The following is a 16,443-nucleotide window of genomic DNA, read 5'->3' on the forward strand; positions in this document are numbered from 1 at the left end:
CCGGCCAGGGGGTCACACGGTCCGGGAACGCTTCCGCAGCCGGGTGTTGAGCACGCCGAGTGCCGCGATGACGAGGAACAGCACGCACGTCGAGATCAGCTGGGTGCGGGCGTCGGTGTCGAAGAGCATGAGCACGACGAAACCGGCGAGCATCGCGAGCGTGAGGTAGCTGAGCCAGGGGAACAACCACATCCGCACCGTCAGCTTGCCCTCGCGTTCGAGCCGTGGGCGCAGCCTCAGGTGGGAGACGACGATGAAGATCCAGATGACGAGCAGCGCCGAACCGACGGCGTTCAGGAGCAGCCCCAGCAGGTCGTCCGGCAGCCACCAGTTGAGCAGCACGCTGACGAAACCGAAGAACACCGAGAGCAGCACCGCATTGAGCGGCACCCCGGAATTCGAGATCCGGGCCATGAACGCGGGACCGTCGCCGCGCCGGGACAGCGAGTACGCCATCCGCGACGTGCCGTAGATGTTGGCGTTGAACGCCGACAACAACGCCACCACGACCACGAGTTCCATGAACCCGGCCACGTACGGGATGTGCGCCTGGTTCAGAACGGCCACGAACGGCCCGCTCTTCAGATCCGACGAGTCCCAGGGAAGGACGAGGACCATGATCGAGATCGACCCGAGGTAGAAGACGCTGATCCGCCAGACGACGCTGCGCACCGCCACGGCGATCGACCGCTCCGGGTCCTCGGACTCGGCGGCGGCGATGGTCACGATCTCGATACCGCCGAACGCGAACGCCACCACCAGCAGTCCCGCGGCCACACCGGCGAAGCCCTCCGGCATGAAACCGCCGTGCCCGAAGAGGTTGGTGGTGCCCACCGGTTCGGTGTCCGGGAGCAGGCCGAACACCAGCAGCACCCCGATCACCAGGAACCCGATGATGACGGTGACCTTGATGGCCGCGAACCAGAACTCGAACTCGCCGAAGTTGCTGACCTTCGCGAGGTTGACGGCCGCGAAGAAGATCACGAACACGAGGGCGACCACCCACTGCGGCACCCCGGGCAGCCAGCCGCTGACGATGCCTGCCGCGCCTGTGATCTCGGCGCCGAGCACCATGATCAGCATGAACCAGTAGAGCCAGCCCATCACGAATCCGGCCCAGTCGCCGATGCCGATCCGCGCGTAGTGCGAGAAGGATCCGCTGGCGGGAATCGCCGCTCCCATCTCGCCGAGCATCCGCATCACGAAGACGACGATGATGCCGGCGAGCAGGTACGAGACGAGCACGGCCGGACCGGCGGTCGCGATGCCGACACCGGTACCGAGGAACAGTCCGGCACCGATCGCGGAACCGAGGCCCATCATCGTGAGGTGACGGACCTTCAGGCCCCGGCCGAGGGTGCCGGCCGAATCGGCCGTGGTGCCGGGCGTTCGCGAACCGGTCACAGCGTCAGTCGTTGGCGTGCAGAGCGGCGTTCAATTCCACGCCGGTGCCCTTCCACGGCACGACCTCGACGGCCCCGGACACCGAGTTGCGACGGAAGAGCAGGTTGGACTGGCCGTTGAGTTCCTTGGCCTTCACGACGGTGCCGTCCGGGCCGGTCACCTTGGTGCCCGCGGTCACGTACAGGCCGGCTTCGAGGACGCAGTCGTCGCCGAGCGAGATGCCCAGACCGGCATTGGCGCCGAGCAGGCAGCGCTTGCCGACGGAGATGGTCTCCTTGCCGCCACCGGACAGGGTGCCCATGATCGAGGCGCCGCCGCCCACGTCGGATCCGTCGTCGACGACGACGCCCGCGGAGATACGGCCTTCGACCATCGAGTTGCCGAGCGTGCCCGCGTTGAAGTTGACGAAGCCCTCGTGCATCACGGTGGTGCCGCTGGCCAGGTGCGCGCCGAGACGGACACGGTCGGCGTCGGCGATGCGGACGCCCGACGGGACGACGTAGTCGACCATCCGCGGGAACTTGTCGACACCGAACACGGTGACGACGCCGCGGATACGCAGGCGGGACCGCACCTTCTCGAAGCCCTCGACCGCGCAGGGGCCGAAGTTGGTCCACACCACGTTGGACAGCAACCCGAACAGTCCGTCGAGGTTGACGCCGTGCGGGGCTACCAGGCGATGAGAGAGGAGGTGAAGGCGCAGGTAGGCGTCGTGCGCGTCGGCCGGCGGCGCGGACAGGTCGGCGATGGTGGTGCGCACCACGACCTGGTCGACCTCACGTGCCTCGTCGGGTCCGGCGAGAAGGGCCAGATCGGAGGGGATGTCGCCACCCTCGATCCGCACGGTGCCCGCTTTGTCGAACGTTCCCAGCTCAGGCGCCGGGAACCAGGTGTCGAGGACCGTGCCGCCGACGGTCACGTTGGCGATGCCTACTGCTGATGCTCCCTGTGTGCTCACGGCTGTAGAGGTTACTGCCTCATTACTCGGGGCTTCTCGAGCGGTCGTTATCTGGGCGTGATCGATTCGAAACCGAGCGGGCTCGCGGCTCGTGGGGGACCATGCACGGGGCAGGTGCGGGACACCGGGAAGGGTCGTGGCAATGCGTATTTCGGAGTGGGGTCGAGTCACGGGCCGCCGCCTGCGGGCGGTGGCCGCGGGCGCGCTGCTCGCCGGGGTGGTGTCGGTGGCGGCCCCGCAGGCCGCGTCCGCCGCACCGGTGTGCCCGGGCGCCGGTCAGCCGCCGGTCCTCGTGGGGCGCGTGCCGGGCGCCGCGCTGGAGGGCGTCGCCGTGGACGGCGGTGGCCGGCTCTACGCGACGGACCTCCTCAGTGGGCGGGTGTTCCGTCTCGACGCGCCGGGAGCGCCCGCCGTCCCCGTCGCCACGGTGCCGGGCGGTGGCGGCGCGGGCGCCCTCGCGTGGGCGTCCGACGGATCACTGCTGGTGGGGTACGGCGCGGACGCCCGTGTCCTCCTCGGCGACGTCCTGCGCCCGGGCGCGATCGCGAAACTGGACACCGCCACCGGCACGCTCACCCCCTTCGTGTCGGGCCTGAGCGCGGCGAACGGCCTCGACGTCGACGCCGCCGGGACCGCATACGCCACGAACGACTTCGGAACCCGGATCGGGCGGGTGTTCCCCGACGGCCGGGTCGAACCGGACTGGGCGACGCTGCCCAGTGCCAACGGTGCGGTGCTCGGTGTCGACGACCGGTACTTCTACGTGTCGCGGACGTTCGTGAACCCGGGCGTGAGCCGGATCCCGATCGCGAACCCGGGTGCCCCCGAGAGCATCCTCGACCTGTCCGGTCTCGACACGTTCGCGGCACCCGACGGCCTGACCCTGGATTCGCGGGGACGCCCCGTGGTGCCGGCCAACGTGCGCGGCGAGATCTGGCGCGTCGACGCGCCGGGGCAGTACTGCGTGCTGGCGTCCGGACTGCCGACATCGAGCATGGTCGTCTATGGCCAGGGGTCCGGCGGCTTCTCCGCGGGACGGTTGTTCCGCATCGGATTCGACGGTGCGATCTACGAGATCCCGGGTGGCTTCGACGGGTAGCGACGCCGTACAGACGGGTCGGCCTAGGGTGGACGCGTGAGCACACTCGACCTCCACGCCGATCCCATCGACCTCACCGCCGCCCTGGTGGACATCCCGAGCGTCTCCCACGACGAGTCGGCGATCGCCGCCGCCGTCGAGTCGGCTCTGCGGGAACAGACCACCGGTTTCGAGGTCATCCGCAACGGCAACGCGGTCCTCGCCCGCACCGATCGGGGACTGGAGAGCCGGGTGATGCTCGCCGGGCACCTCGACACCGTGCCGATCGCGGACAACGTGCCCTCCCGGCGTGAGGGCGACCTGCTGCACGGGTGTGGAACGGTCGACATGAAATCGGGCGACGCGGTGTTCCTGCATCTCGCAGCCACCGTGGAGAACCTCGCTCACGACCTGACGCTGGTGTTCTACGACTGCGAGGAGATCGCGGCCGTCCACAACGGGCTCGGACGGATCGAACGTGAGATCCCCGAGTGGCTGCGCGCGGACGTCGCGATCCTGGGCGAGCCGACGGGAGGGCTCATCGAGGCGGGCTGCCAGGGCACGCTGCGGGTGACGCTGACCACCCGCGGCACCCGCGCGCACTCCGCGAGGTCGTGGCTCGGCGACAACGCGATCCACCGGTTCGCCCCGGTACTGCAGCGACTGTCGGACTACACCGCGCGGTCGGTGGACATCGACGGCTGCGTGTACCGGGAGGGGCTGTCCGCCGTGCGGATCGCCGGCGGCGTCGCGGGCAACGTGGTCCCGGACGCCGCGGAGATGGACGTGAACTTCCGCTTCGCGCCCGACCGCAGCGCCGAGCAGGCCATCGACCACGTGCGCGAGGTATTCGAGGGACTCGAGCTGGGTTTCGAGGTCACCGACCTGTCGCCGGGTGCCCTGCCCGGGCTGACGGATCCGGCGGCCGCGGCCCTCATCGAGGCGGCGGGCGGCGAGTTCCGCGCCAAGTACGGGTGGACGGACGTGTCCCGGTTCTCCGCCCTCGGCATCCCGGCCGTCAACTACGGTCCAGGCGATCCGAACCTCGCGCACAAGCGGGACGAGCACGTTCCCGTCCAGCAGATCACCGACGTGGCGGCCGTGCTCCGCGCGTATCTGAGCACCCCGTGACTGCCCGGTGCCCCGAACGGGCCACCCGTTAGCCTGGGGCGCATGGCACCCGAGAAGAACAATTACGGGCGGAAGTCCTCGTCCGTGAAGCACCGGGGTCCGGTGCAGTTGAGGCGCGCCCGCAAGGACGAGACCACCACCGACGAGCAGTTGCTCGACGAGCGGGGGCGTACCGACTGGGTGCACACCGACCCGTGGCGGGTCCTGCGGATCCAGAGCGAGTTCGTCGAAGGGTTCGGTGCCCTGGCCGAGGTGCCGCGTGCGGTCACCGTGTTCGGGTCCGCCCGCACCGAGCCCGGTCACCCCGAGTACGAGGCGGGCCGGGCGCTGGGTGCACGCCTGGCCGAGGCCGGATACGCCGTCATCACCGGTGGTGGCCCCGGTGTCATGGAGGCGGCCAACCGCGGTGCCAGCGAATCGGGTGGATACTCCATCGGGCTCGGCATCGAGTTGCCGTTCGAGCAGGGTCTCAACGAGTGGGTCGATCTGGGCATCAACTTCCGCTACTTCTTCGCGCGCAAGACGATGTTCGTGAAGTACTCGCAGGCGTTCATCTGCCTGCCCGGCGGGTTCGGGACGCTCGACGAACTGTTCGAGGCGCTGACTCTGGTGCAGACGCGCAAGGTCACGAGGTTCCCGATCATCCTGTTCGGCACCGAGTACTGGTCCGGGCTCGTGGACTGGATCCGCGGAACGCTCGAACGCAGCGGCAAGATCTCGGAAGGCGACGTCAATCTCCTGCACGTCACGGACAGTGTGGAGGAAGCGGTGCAGATCGTCGTCAAATCGCAGCAGGGTGTCGACGAGGCTGCCCTGCTCGGAACGGAGGACCAGTGGTGACGTCGAAAACTGTTCCGTCGCAGCCGTTCTCGGTGTGCGTGTACTGTGCTTCCGGGCCGGTGGACGATCACTTCCTGGAACTCGCGGCCCAGGTGGGCACCGAAATCGGTAAGCGCGGTTGGCAACTGGTGTCCGGGGGCGGCAACGTCTCGATGATGGGCGCGGTGGCCGAGGCGGCCCGCGCGGCCGGGGCGATCACCGTCGGGGTCATTCCGAAAGCCCTGGTGCACAGGGAAGTCGCCGACGTCGACGCGGACGAACTCGTCGTCACCGACACCATGCGTCAGCGCAAGCAGGTCATGGAGGACCGGGCCGACGCGTTCGTCACGCTGCCCGGCGGCATCGGGACGCTCGAGGAACTGTTCGAAACCTGGACCGCGGGCTACCTCGGCATGCACGAGAAGCCGGTCGTCCTGCTCGATCCGCACGGCCACTACACGGGCCTGCTGGACTGGATCGACGGTCTGCGGGGCGGCGGCTTCGTGGCCCAGCGGGCACTCGACAGGCTGCTCGTCCGGACCGGGGTCGGGGAGGCGCTGGACGCCTGTGTCCGCTGAGACGCCGTCGTGGCGCACGTTCTTACCGTGCAGTAAGGTGACCTGATTCATACTGCAGGCCTGAGGGGATGTCATGCGTTCTGAAGCACGTTCGACGATCGGTGTGGTCGATGTGGCCAGGCGGTTGCCTGCCATGATCCCGGAACTGCCGACCATGGCGAAGGGAGTGCTCGGCCTCATCCGGACCCCCGACGCGAAGGAGTCGATCGGCCTGGTCTTCCAGCGCGCCGCCGCGGCGCACCCGCGCCGCACGTTCCTGCGGTTCGAAGGCGATTCGCTGAGCTACCGGAACGCGAACATCCGCGTGAACCGCTACGCCCACGTGCTCGCCGACCTCGGTGTGTCGCGCGGGGACGTCGTCGGGATCCTGGGCAAGAACGCCCCCGAGACGCTGCTCATCGCGCTCGCCGCCGTCAAGCTCGGGGCCACCGCCGGGATGCTGAACCACAATCAGCGCGGAGACGTGCTCGCGCACAGCATCTCGCTGCTCGACAGTCGCGTGCTCGTGGTGTCCGAAGCGTGCGGCGAGGCCGTGGACTCGCTCGACGAACCGCCCGCCGTGGCCTCGGTGGTGTATTTCGACGACCTCGACCGGCTCGCCGGGAAGGCCGCCGACGGCAACCCCGAGGTGTGCGAGCAGATCCAGGCGCGGGAGAAGGCCTTCTACATCTTCACCTCCGGCACCACGGGACTGCCGAAGGCCAGCCTGATGAGTCACTTCCGCTGGCTCAAGAGCATGTCCGGGCTCGGCAACATGGGGGTCCGGCTGCGCGGCAGCGACGTTCTCTACTGCTGCCTGCCGCTCTATCACAACAACGCGCTGACGGTGTCGCTGTCCTCGGTGCTGGGGTCGGGCGCGACACTCGCGCTGGGCAAGCAGTTCTCGGCGTCCAAGTTCTGGGACGACGTCGCACTGAACCGGGCCACCGCGTTCACGTACATCGGTGAACTGTGCCGGTACCTGCTGAACCAGCCCGAGAAGCCGGGCGACCGCGACAACGCCGTCCGGCTGATGGTCGGCAACGGGCTCCGTCCGGAGATCTGGTCCGAGTTCACCACCCGGTTCGGCATCTCCCGGGTTGCCGAGTTCTACGGCGCCAGCGAGTGCAACATCGCGTTCGTCAACGCGCTCAACGTCGACCGGACGGCAGGCATCTGCCCCCTCCCGCACGCCGTGGTCGAATACGACGAGGACAACGGCTCGCCGCGGCGGCACTCCGACGGCAGACTGCGCAAGGTCGCCACCGGCGAGGTGGGCCTGCTGCTGTCGAAGGTGACGGACCGGGCACCCTTCGACGGCTACACCGACGAGGAGGCCACGAACAAGAAACTCGTCCGCGACGCCTTCGGCGACGGCGACTGCTGGTTCGACACCGGAGACCTGGTGCGACGGCAGGGCTGGTCGCACGTCGCGTTCGTCGACCGGCTCGGCGACACGTTCCGCTGGAAGGGGGAGAACGTCGCGACCACCGAGGTCGAGGGCGCGCTCCTCGCGCATCCGGCGGTCGAGCACGCCGTCGTGTACGGCGTCGAGATCCCCGGAACCGACGGTCGCGCCGGGATGGCCGCGGTGACCCTGCACGAGAACGAGGACTTCGACGGTTCGGGGGTGGCGGAGTTGCTGTTCTCGCGGCTGCCGTCGTACGCGGTGCCGCTGTTCGTCCGCGTCGTCGACTCGCTGGAGCAGACGTCGACGTTCAAGAGCCGCAAGGTGGAACTCCGCAAGGAGGGCTACGAGGTCGAGGACACCGACACGCTGCACGTGCTGTCCGGCCGCAGCGATGGATACCAGCGTGCGTACGACGGGTATGTCGAGGAAGTGGCGAAGGGTGCGCTGCCGCGCCCGTGAGTACTTGTCAACCGCCCGACGTCAACAAGTACTCACGGGCGCCGAAGGCGCCCATGTCAATATTGGTGCCATGGCCGACAGAGACGTACCGCCCGCGCCCGACCGTCCGTCCTCCACGCTGTGCGGACGGCCTGTGGCGGTCGACCGCGCGCTGGTGATGGCCATCGTGAACCGGACACCCGATTCGTTCTACGACCGCGGTGCCACGTTCACCGACTCCGCGGCCATGGCGGCGGTCGAGCGGGCCGTGGACGAGGGTGCCGACCTCGTCGACATCGGCGGCGTGAAGGCCGGTCCGGGCGACGTCGTCGACTCGGCGGAGGAGATCCGGCGGGTGGTGCCGTTCGTCGCCGCGATCCGCGGGCGCTATCCCGAGTTGCTCGTCAGCGTCGACACCTGGCGCGCCGACGTGGCCCGGCTGGCCGTCGCCGAGGGCGCCGACCTGATCAACGACACGTGGGCCGGCGCCGACCCGGCGCTCGTCGAGGTGGCCGCGGAGACGGGTGCCGGCATCGTCTGTTCGCACACCGGGGGAGCGGTCCCCCGGACCCGGCCGTTCCGTGTCCGCTACTCCGACGTCGTCGCGGACGTCCTCGAGGAAGTGGTGGCGGCCGCCGAGAACGCGGCCCGGCTGGGGGTGCCCGCCGACTCGATCCTCATCGATCCGACCCACGATTTCGGGAAAAACACCTATCACGGGCTCGAGTTGTTGCGGCGAGTGGAAGATCTTGTAAATACGGGATGGCCAGTGCTCATGGCGCTGAGCAACAAGGACTTCGTCGGGGAGACTCTAGGGGTAGATCTCGTCGAGCGGTTGGAGGGAACATTGGCAGCGACAGCTATGGCCGCCGCAGGAGGCGCCCGAGTCTTCCGTGTCCACGAAGTTGCCCCCACGCGTCGAGTGGTGGACATGGTGGCCGCGATCCAGGGCCGGCGCGCCCCGTCCCGCACCGTGCGGGGGCTGGCATGAGTGCGGTGGGGGCCCGGGCGGCCCGCACGATGTTGGCGGAGGAGCGCGCCCCGCGGTCCTGGGCCGAGGCGAACAGCTGGGACCAGCCGTCGTGGAGCATCGCCGAACTCGAACGGGCCAAGGCGGGGCGCACCGTGTCGGTGGTCCTGCCGGCGCTCAACGAGGAGGAGACCGTCGCCGCGGTCGTGGACACGATCCACCCGTTGCTCGGTGGCCTGGTGGACGAGTTGATCGTGCTCGATTCGGGCTCGACGGATCTGACGGCGGAACGCGCACGCGCGGCCGGCGCCACGGTGATCAGCCGGGAGGAGGCGGTGCCCGCTTTCCCGCCCGTCGCGGGTAAGGGCGAGGTGCTGTGGCGTTCCGTCGCCGCGAGCACCGGCGATCTCATCGCCTTCGTCGACTCGGACCTCATCAACCCCGATCCGGCGTTCGTCCCGAAACTGCTCGGACCGCTGCTGACGGCCGACGGCATCCATCTCGTGAAGGGCTACTACCGGCGTCCGCTCCGGCTCAGCGGCACGGAGGACGCCAACGGCGGCGGCCGGGTGACGGAACTCGTGGCGCGCCCGATGCTGGCGTCGCTCCGGCCGGAACTGACGTGCGTGCTGCAGCCGCTGGGCGGCGAATACGCCGGCACCCGGGAGCTGTTGTCGGCGGTTCCGTTCGCGCCCGGCTACGGCGTCGAGATCGGGCTGCTGCTCGACACGTACGACCGTCTCGGTCTCGGTGCGATCGGCCAGGTCAATCTGGGGGTCCGCAAGCACCGGAACCGTCCGCTGTCCGAACTCGGTGTGATGAGCAGGCAGATCATCGGCACGATGATGCGGCGCTGCGGGGTGCCCGACTCGGGGGCGGGTCTGACCCAGTTCCTGGTCGACGGCGACTCCTTCGTGCCGACGACGACGGACGTCGCGTTGGCCGATCGTCCGCCGATGAACACGGTGTGCCCCTGACCGGGCGTACCTGACGCGGGAGGCTGTCGGACGTCCGTGACAGGATCGGAGCATGGTGACAGCCCTGCTCTATCTGCTCGTCATGGCGTTCGTCGGCGCGATGCTGTTCCTCGCCGCCAGTGCGGTGTTCGGCCGTTCCGAGGAACTCGCGCCGCTCCCGCCCGGCACCACACTCACGACCCTGCCCGCCGACGGTGTGACGGGCGCCGACGTGGAGGCGTTGCGATTCCAGCAGACGCTGCGGGGCTACAAGGCGAGCGAGGTCGACTGGGCGCTGGCCCGGCTCGGACGCGAAATCGATTCGCTGCGTGAGCAGTTGGCGGCGGTCGAAGCCGCGTCCGAAGATCCGGGGGACGCCCGGTGAGCGCCGACGACAGGGTGCGGTGCGCGTGGGCGGTCGACTCGGACGGGTCCAGCCTGTACCGCGACTACCACGATCTCGAGTGGGGTCGCCCGCTGCACGGCCGCGACGAACTCTACGAACGGCTGTGCCTCGAAGCGTTCCAGTCCGGACTGTCGTGGATCACGATTCTCCGCAAGCGCGAGGCCTTCCGGGCCGCGTTCGCCGGCTTCGATCCGGAGGCGGTCGCGCGGTACACGGAACGGGACGTGGAGCGTCTGCTGGGGGACGCATCGATCGTCCGGAACCGGGCCAAGATCGAGGCGTCGGTGAGCAACGCGCGGGCCCTGCTGGAGTTGTCGGACACCGACCTGGACACGCTGCTGTGGTCGTTCGCCCCGCCGCCGCGCCCGAGCCGTCCGGCCACCGTGAACGACGTCCCTGCGGTCACGCCCGAGTCCACCGCGATGGCGAAGGAATTGAAGCGCCGGGGTTTCAAATTTGTGGGCCCTACCACCGCTTATGCACTCATGCAGGCCACCGGGATGGTGGACGACCACGTCGTCGGGTGCTGGGTCCCGGCCACTGCCTGAACTGCCGGTGAACCTGCCTATTTGTGACTCAGGTTCCCGGTACTCGTGTCCATAGGGAAGAATGGATGTCACAAGCCTCGCCGAGTGTTGGCGGGGTGCCAAATTTTGTCGAGGCGCAAGCAGGCAGCGCAGATCTGGAGGGAGCAGAGGATGGCGGCCATGAAGCCCCGGACCGGGGACGGTCCCCTCGAAGCAACCAAAGAGGGACGAGGAATCGTCATGCGGGTTCCGCTCGAGGGTGGTGGACGTCTGGTTGTCGAGCTCACCCCGGAGGAAGCTGCCGCACTCGGTGAAGAGCTCAAGGGCGTCACCAGCTAGTCGAGTGCGGAGAGAACCTCACAGGGCAGGCCCCGTCGCCGTTGTCGGTGCGGGGCCTGCTCCGTGTCCGGAACAGGGAGGCGAACGTTCGTGCTGGCCGATGTGACCGACCTGCTGGCCTGCCCGCAGTGCCGGTCGGGGGTGGAACTCGACGAAGGCACGATCCTGTGCGACGCAGGACACACCTTCGACGTGGCGCGTCAGGGCTACGTCACCCTGATGACCGGGGCCGGTGGCAAGTTCGACGGCGACAGCCCCGAAATGATCGCCGCACGTGCGGACTTCCTCGCCGGCGGCAGCTTCGACCCGCTGATGGATGCCGTCGCCGACGCGGTGGTGGCGGGCGCCGGGGACGATCCCCGGATCCTCGAGATCGGCGCGGGCACAGGCCACTACCTGGCGCGTGTCCTCGACGCCGCCCCGGCCGGCCGGGGAATCGGGCTGGACGTGTCCAAGTACGCGGCCCGTCGCATCGCCAGGGCCCACCCGCGTGCCGGGGCGGTGGTTGCCGACGTGTGGCAACACCTTCCGGTGCGTGACCACGTCCTCAGTCATGTCCTGTGCGTGTTCGCGCCCCGCAACGCCGACGAGGCGCACCGGGTGCTGGCCGAGCACGGCTCCCTGGTGGTCCTCACGCCCACGGACCGGCATCTGGGGGAACTGGTGGACCTGCTCGGCATGGTCCGGGTGGACGACCGCAAGGTCGAGCGGCTCGGGGCCGCGATGTCCGGGCGGTTCGAGCGCACCGACCACGTGGCCGTGGAGTATCCGATGTCGTTGTCGCACCTCGACGTGACGCGCCTGGTCGGGATGGGGCCGTCGGCGCGGCACCTGACACCCGACCGGCTCGCATCCTCGATCGCCGCGCTGCCGCAGGAATATCCCGTGACGGCGTCGGTGACCGTGTCCACCTACACACGGCTCTGAAGCGTCTCCGTCAGCGGCGCGACAGCGCGTCCTGGTAGACGTCGAGGGTCTGTTGCGCGATGGCCGCCCAGGAGAACTCGGCGATCGCCCGCGCCCGCCCCGCCTTGCCCATGGCCTCGGCGGTGCCGACGTCGGAGGCGATCGCGTTGACCGACTCGGCCAGCGCCTGCTCGAACGCCTCCGGCTCGTACGAGTTGTAGTGCACCAGACGGCCGGTGACCCCGTCGTCCACCACCTCCGGGATGCCTCCGACATCGGATGCCACGACCGCGGTCTCGCAGGCCATGGCCTCGAGGTTCACGATCCCCAGCGGCTCGTACACGGACGGGCACACGAAGACGGTTGCGGCCGACAGGATTTCCCGCACCTGTTCGGTGGGGAGCATCTCGCGCACCCAGAACACGTTGCCGCGGTGCGCCGCGAGGGCGGCGACGGCCTGCTCGGTCTCGGCGGCGATCTCCGGGGTGTCGGGGGCGCCGGCGCACAGCACCAACTGGATCTCGGGCGCGAAGTGGTGTGCTGCGGCGATCAGATGACCGACGCCCTTCTGCCGCGTGATGCGGCCGACGAACGCCACCATCGGCTGGTCCGGGTCGACTCCGATCTTCGTCAGCGCGGACTGCCCATGACCTGCCGGACCCGCGTGCCAGACGGACGTGTCGATCCCGTTGCGCACCACGTGGACCCGGTGCGGGTCGACGAACGGGTACGCGTCGAGGACGTCGAGTCGCATGCCGGCGCTCACGGCGATCACTGCGTCTGCGTGCTCCACCGCGTTGCGCTCGGACCACGACGAGATGCGGTAGCCGCCGCCCAGCTGCTCCGCCTTCCAGGGCCTGCGCGGCTCGAGGGAGTGGGCGGTGAGGATGTGCGGCACGTCGTACAGCGCGGACGCCAGGTGGCCGGCGAGGCCGGTGTACCAGGTGTGGGAGTGCACGACGTCGGCGCCCGTCGCGGCGTCCGCCATGCGCAGTTCGGCGGACAGCGTCGCGAGCGCCGGATTGGCCCCCGCCAGCGCGGGATCGGGGGTGTGGACGACCGCCCCGACGCGCGGAGCGCCCATACAGTGCACGTCCACCTCGCACAGCTGCTTCAACTGAGCAACCAGTTCGGTGACGTGTACACCCGCACCGCCATAGATCTCCGGTGGGTATTCCTTGGTCATCATCGCCACCCGCACCGGCCTAACGTAGCCGTCCGGGCGGCTTCGGGCCACCGCTCTCGGACACATTCGGGTATCGGAGAAATTGTGAGTCGGCGCTTCGCTGGCGGGGGGAGTGGCCGCCCGATAGGTTGACAGGGTGAGGAGCCAGCCACATGTGCTTGGAATCGTGCTCGCCGGCGGCGAGGGCAAACGTCTCTATCCGCTCACCGCGGATCGGGCGAAGCCCGCTGTGCCTTTCGGAGGCGCCTACCGGTTGATCGATTTCGTGCTCAGCAATTTGGTCAATGCGGGATACCTCCGCCTGTGTGTTCTGACGCAGTACAAGTCGCATTCGTTGGACCGCCACATTTCTCAGACGTGGCGACTGTCCGGGTTCGCGGGTGAATACATCACTCCCGTTCCCGCGCAGCAACGTCTGGGCCCGCGCTGGTACACCGGCAGTGCCGATGCGATCCTGCAGTCGCTGAACCTCGTCTACGACGAGGACCCCGAGTACATCGTCGTGTTCGGTGCCGACCACGTGTACCGGATGGACCCGGAGCAGATGGTGCAGCACCACATCGAATCGGGCGCCGGGGTGACGGTGGCAGGGATCCGGGTGCCGCGCAGCGAGGCGTTCGCGTTCGGCTGCATCGACAGCGACGAGTCGGGCCGCATCGTGCAGTTCCTCGAGAAGCCGGCGCATCCGCCGGGGACCCCGGACGACCCCAACATGACGTTCGCGTCGATGGGTAACTACGTGTTCACCACCAAGGTGCTCGTCGACGCCATCCGGGCCGACTCCGAGAACTCCGATTCCGACCACGACATGGGCGGCGACATCATCCCCGCGCTCGTCGAGGCGGGCGAGGCCTCCGTGTACGACTTCAAGGACAACGTCGTCCCCGGGGCCACCGACCGGGACCGGGGCTACTGGCGGGACGTGGGAACGCTCGACGCGTTCTACGACGCCCACATGGATCTCGTGTCGGTCCACCCCATCTTCAACCTCTACAACCGGCGCTGGCCGATCCGCGGCGAGACGGAGAACCTGGCGCCCGCCAAGTTCGTGCAGGGCGGCCTCGCGCAGGAGTCCGTGGTCGGGGCCGGCTGCATCCTGTCGGCGGCCACGGTGCGCAACTCCGTGCTCAGCTCCAATGTGATGGTCGACAGCGGCGCGACCGTGGAGGGCAGCGTCCTCATGCCGGGTGTGCGCATCGGCAAGGGCGCCGTCGTGCGCCGCGCGATCCTCGACAAGAACGTGGTCGTCGGCGACGGGGAGATAATCGGCGTCGACCTCGAGCGCGACAAGCAGCGCTTCGCCGTGAGCAACGGCGGAGTCGTCGCCATCGGCAAGGGCGTGTGGATCTAGCTCAGAGCTTGGACGCGCAGAGCAGGCCGTCGCCGATCGGCAGGAACACGCGGATCAGTTTGTCGTCCTCGGCGAGCGCCTTCGCGGCCTCGCGGACGGCGACGGTCGCGGCGTCCCGCTGGCTCGGGTCGACGACCCGGCCGCCGTGCAGCGCGTTGTGCAGCACGATCGCGCCGCCCGGGCGCAGCAGCCGGACCCCCTCGCGGACGTAGTGCGGGTGGTCGACCGGTGCGCTGTCGACGAACACCAGGTCGTACGCGCCGTCGGCGAGTCGCGGCAGGACGTCGAGGGCCCGGCCGTTGATCAGCCTGGTCCGGGCGGGTGCGATGTCGTTGGTCCGGAACGACAGCTTGGCGGCCCGCTGGTGCTCGGGTTCGCTGTCGATGGTGGTGAGGACGCCGTCCTCGCGCATGCCCCGGAGCAGCCACAGGCTGCTCACACCCGCGCCGGTGCCGACCTCGACGACTGTCTTGGCGTCCAGCATGCGGGCAAACAGGGCGAGCGCAGCACCGACCGCGGGAGGTACCGGTTCGGCACCGAGGTCGTCCGCCCGCTCCCTGGCCGCACCGAGGGCCTCGTCTTCACGGACAGCCCCTTCTGCGTGGGTGAGTATCCGTTCGGCGTTTGTCTGCACGCACATGAGGCTATCGGGGTCTCGTCATCGCCGCTGCGAGGCGCGCTCGACAACAATGCCGTGACCCGGCCCGGCGCGATTCTCAGGAATACCTCAGCTTGCTCACACCACACACATATCGGGGTGGGAAAGAGTGAGTCCAACGCCAGATCCGAAGACCGCCCGGCGGGGAGATCACGACGACGGAGGAAAAGTCCGAGAGTCCGGGAACAAATCCCGGCACCCGGGAGTTGACGCCTATAACACGTTCAGTGATCTGCGGTCCTGAGTAGGAGGATCCACTTAACTCGATGAGCAACCACACGATGGCTCCAGACGAGAGAACCACCGACGAGCAGCTGTCGGACGCCAAGCTGACGGGCACCGCTGTGTTCGACGCCACAGGCGAGAAGTCGGCCATGCCGTCGTGGGACGAACTCGTCCGCGAGCACGGCGACCGAGTCTACCGGCTGGCCTACCGGCTGTCGGGCGACGCGCAGGACGCCGAGGACCTCACCCAGGACACGTTCATCCGGGTGTTCCGATCCCTGTCCGACTACCAGCCCGGCACGTTCGAGGGCTGGTTGCACCGCATCACCACCAACCTCTTCCTCGACATGGTCCGACGCCGCAACCGCATCCGCATGGAAGCGCTGCCCGAGGACTACGATCGGGTCCCGGCCGACGGGCCGAACCCCGAGGAGATCTACCACGACGCCCGCCTGGACGCAGATCTGCAGGCAGCGCTCGACTCGCTGGCCCCGGAGTTCCGCGCCGCGGTCGTGCTGTGTGACATCGAAGGACTGTCCTACGAGGAGATCGGTGCCACACTGGGTGTGAAGCTCGGAACCGTGCGCAGCCGCATCCACCGCGGCAGGCAGGCTCTGCGTGAGCATCTGGCTGTGAACGGAAAGGTTGACTCCGATCAGATCGGCGTCGGGTAGTTACCAGGAGGGACGAATGACGCAGGGGCGTGTACCTCGCCAGTTTGGCTCCACCGAACATCTGGCGAGTGAGGCGATCGCCGCCTTCGTCGACGGTGAGCTCCGCATGTCCGCTTATCTGCGCGCCGCCCACCACCTGTCGATCTGCGCCGAGTGCGCGTTCGAGGTGGACTCCCAGCAGCAGGCGCGGCGCGCCCTGCGTCGCAGTGGCGACGTCGCCATGCCCTCGGGCCTCCTGGGTCTGCTGAGCCAGATCCCCAGCTGCAACCAGGGCGATCCCGCCGACAAGTCCCCGTTCGACTCCCACACCCCGGATTCGCCGGTCACGAGCGAGTACTCGATCACCAGCCGGATCTGGTCCCGGCGCTGGCGCCGTTGAGCGCAGCCGGGCCGACGACGGCGGTGTCCGCGCCCGGCGGGGCATCGGTGATACTGGGGCGCGTGACTGA

Annotated in this window: 18 protein-coding genes; 14 read left to right on the top strand and 4 right to left on the bottom strand. The window is 68.8% G+C overall.

The window, feature by feature from the left end; genetic code table 11:
• Positions 1-12 precede the first annotated feature (12 nt).
• A complete protein-coding gene (locus ROP_RS29890) occupies positions 13-1,404 on the bottom strand; it encodes an amino acid permease (RefSeq protein ID WP_015889755.1) in 1,392 nt (463 codons plus the stop codon).
• A 4-nt stretch (positions 1,405-1,408) separates the two neighbouring features.
• Complete coding sequence (gene dapD / locus ROP_RS29895) at positions 1,409-2,362, bottom strand: 2,3,4,5-tetrahydropyridine-2,6-dicarboxylate N-succinyltransferase (protein WP_015889756.1); 954 nt, start codon at positions 2,360-2,362, stop codon at positions 1,409-1,411.
• Positions 2,363-2,504: 142 nt separating this feature from the next.
• Between dapD and ROP_RS29900 the strand changes: the two genes are divergently transcribed.
• The 11 genes from ROP_RS29900 (at position 2,505) to ROP_RS29950 (ending at position 11,921) form a co-directional block, all read left to right on the top strand.
• Positions 2,505-3,461: an SMP-30/gluconolactonase/LRE family protein gene (locus ROP_RS29900; RefSeq protein ID WP_015889757.1), complete on the top strand. Its 957-nt coding sequence runs from the start codon at positions 2,505-2,507 to the stop codon at positions 3,459-3,461.
• A 36-nt stretch (positions 3,462-3,497) separates the two neighbouring features.
• Positions 3,498-4,571, top strand: coding sequence for a succinyl-diaminopimelate desuccinylase (dapE, locus tag ROP_RS29905; RefSeq protein ID WP_015889758.1), 1,074 nt, complete (start codon positions 3,498-3,500; stop codon positions 4,569-4,571).
• Positions 4,572-4,613: 42 nt separating this feature from the next.
• The gene (locus ROP_RS29910; RefSeq protein WP_015889759.1) at positions 4,614-5,411 is read left to right on the top strand and encodes a TIGR00730 family Rossman fold protein; all 798 of its coding nucleotides are present in this window, start codon (positions 4,614-4,616) and stop codon (positions 5,409-5,411) included.
• Positions 5,405-5,968: a TIGR00730 family Rossman fold protein gene (locus tag ROP_RS29915; protein WP_043825567.1), complete on the top strand. Its 564-nt coding sequence runs from the start codon at positions 5,405-5,407 to the stop codon at positions 5,966-5,968. Before ROP_RS29910 ends, ROP_RS29915 begins: the two co-directional genes overlap by 7 nt.
• Before the next feature lie 73 nt (positions 5,969-6,041).
• On the top strand, positions 6,042-7,817 hold the full coding sequence (locus ROP_RS29920) for a long-chain-acyl-CoA synthetase (RefSeq protein ID WP_015889761.1): 1,776 nt from the start codon (positions 6,042-6,044) through the stop codon (positions 7,815-7,817).
• A 70-nt stretch (positions 7,818-7,887) separates the two neighbouring features.
• On the top strand, positions 7,888-8,787 hold the full coding sequence (gene folP, locus ROP_RS29925; protein ID WP_015889762.1) for a dihydropteroate synthase: 900 nt from the start codon (positions 7,888-7,890) through the stop codon (positions 8,785-8,787).
• Positions 8,784-9,743 carry a glucosyl-3-phosphoglycerate synthase gene (locus ROP_RS29930; RefSeq protein WP_015889763.1) on the top strand — a complete coding sequence of 320 codons (960 nt, stop codon included), beginning with the start codon at positions 8,784-8,786 and terminating at the stop codon, positions 9,741-9,743. The genes folP and ROP_RS29930 overlap by 4 nt, the downstream gene beginning before the upstream one ends.
• 52 nt (positions 9,744-9,795) lie before the next feature.
• Positions 9,796-10,107 (top strand): DivIVA domain-containing protein, encoded by a 312-nt coding sequence (locus ROP_RS29935; RefSeq protein ID WP_015889764.1) that lies wholly within the window; start codon positions 9,796-9,798, stop codon positions 10,105-10,107.
• On the top strand, positions 10,104-10,676 hold the full coding sequence (locus ROP_RS29940; protein WP_015889765.1) for a DNA-3-methyladenine glycosylase I: 573 nt from the start codon (positions 10,104-10,106) through the stop codon (positions 10,674-10,676). The genes ROP_RS29935 and ROP_RS29940 overlap by 4 nt, the downstream gene beginning before the upstream one ends.
• A gap of 150 nt (positions 10,677-10,826) precedes the next feature.
• Complete coding sequence (locus ROP_RS29945) at positions 10,827-10,994, top strand: DUF3117 domain-containing protein (protein ID WP_003936084.1); 168 nt, start codon at positions 10,827-10,829, stop codon at positions 10,992-10,994.
• A gap of 90 nt (positions 10,995-11,084) precedes the next feature.
• Positions 11,085-11,921, top strand: a complete 837-nt coding sequence (locus tag ROP_RS29950) for a putative RNA methyltransferase (RefSeq protein ID WP_015889767.1) — start codon at positions 11,085-11,087, stop codon at positions 11,919-11,921.
• Positions 11,922-11,931: 10 nt separating this feature from the next.
• Here the strand turns inward: ROP_RS29950 and glgA are convergent, their stop codons facing one another.
• Positions 11,932-13,101 (bottom strand): glycogen synthase, encoded by a 1,170-nt coding sequence (gene glgA / locus ROP_RS29955; protein ID WP_015889768.1) that lies wholly within the window; start codon positions 13,099-13,101, stop codon positions 11,932-11,934.
• Positions 13,102-13,222: 121 nt separating this feature from the next.
• On the opposite strand from glgA, the gene glgC reads away from it, so the two are divergent.
• Positions 13,223-14,437: a glucose-1-phosphate adenylyltransferase gene (glgC, locus tag ROP_RS29960; protein ID WP_015889769.1), complete on the top strand. Its 1,215-nt coding sequence runs from the start codon at positions 13,223-13,225 to the stop codon at positions 14,435-14,437.
• A gap of 1 nt (position 14,438) precedes the next feature.
• Here the strand turns inward: glgC and ROP_RS29965 are convergent, their stop codons facing one another.
• Positions 14,439-15,077, bottom strand: coding sequence for an O-methyltransferase (locus ROP_RS29965; RefSeq protein ID WP_015889770.1), 639 nt, complete (start codon positions 15,075-15,077; stop codon positions 14,439-14,441).
• A 284-nt stretch (positions 15,078-15,361) separates the two neighbouring features.
• Here ROP_RS29965 and sigE point away from each other — a divergent pair, with 284 nt between their 5' ends.
• Both sigE and ROP_RS29975 read left to right on the top strand, forming a co-directional pair.
• Positions 15,362-15,994: an RNA polymerase sigma factor SigE gene (gene sigE / locus ROP_RS29970; RefSeq protein ID WP_015889771.1), complete on the top strand. Its 633-nt coding sequence runs from the start codon at positions 15,362-15,364 to the stop codon at positions 15,992-15,994.
• A gap of 16 nt (positions 15,995-16,010) precedes the next feature.
• Positions 16,011-16,373, top strand: a complete 363-nt coding sequence (locus tag ROP_RS29975; protein ID WP_015889772.1) for a DNA-directed RNA polymerase sigma-70 factor — start codon at positions 16,011-16,013, stop codon at positions 16,371-16,373.
• The last annotated feature ends 70 nt before the right edge of the window (positions 16,374-16,443 follow it).

This window comes from Rhodococcus opacus B4 (assembly GCF_000010805.1).
In the GTDB taxonomy this organism is placed as follows: domain Bacteria; phylum Actinomycetota; class Actinomycetes; order Mycobacteriales; family Mycobacteriaceae; genus Rhodococcus_F; species Rhodococcus_F opacus_C.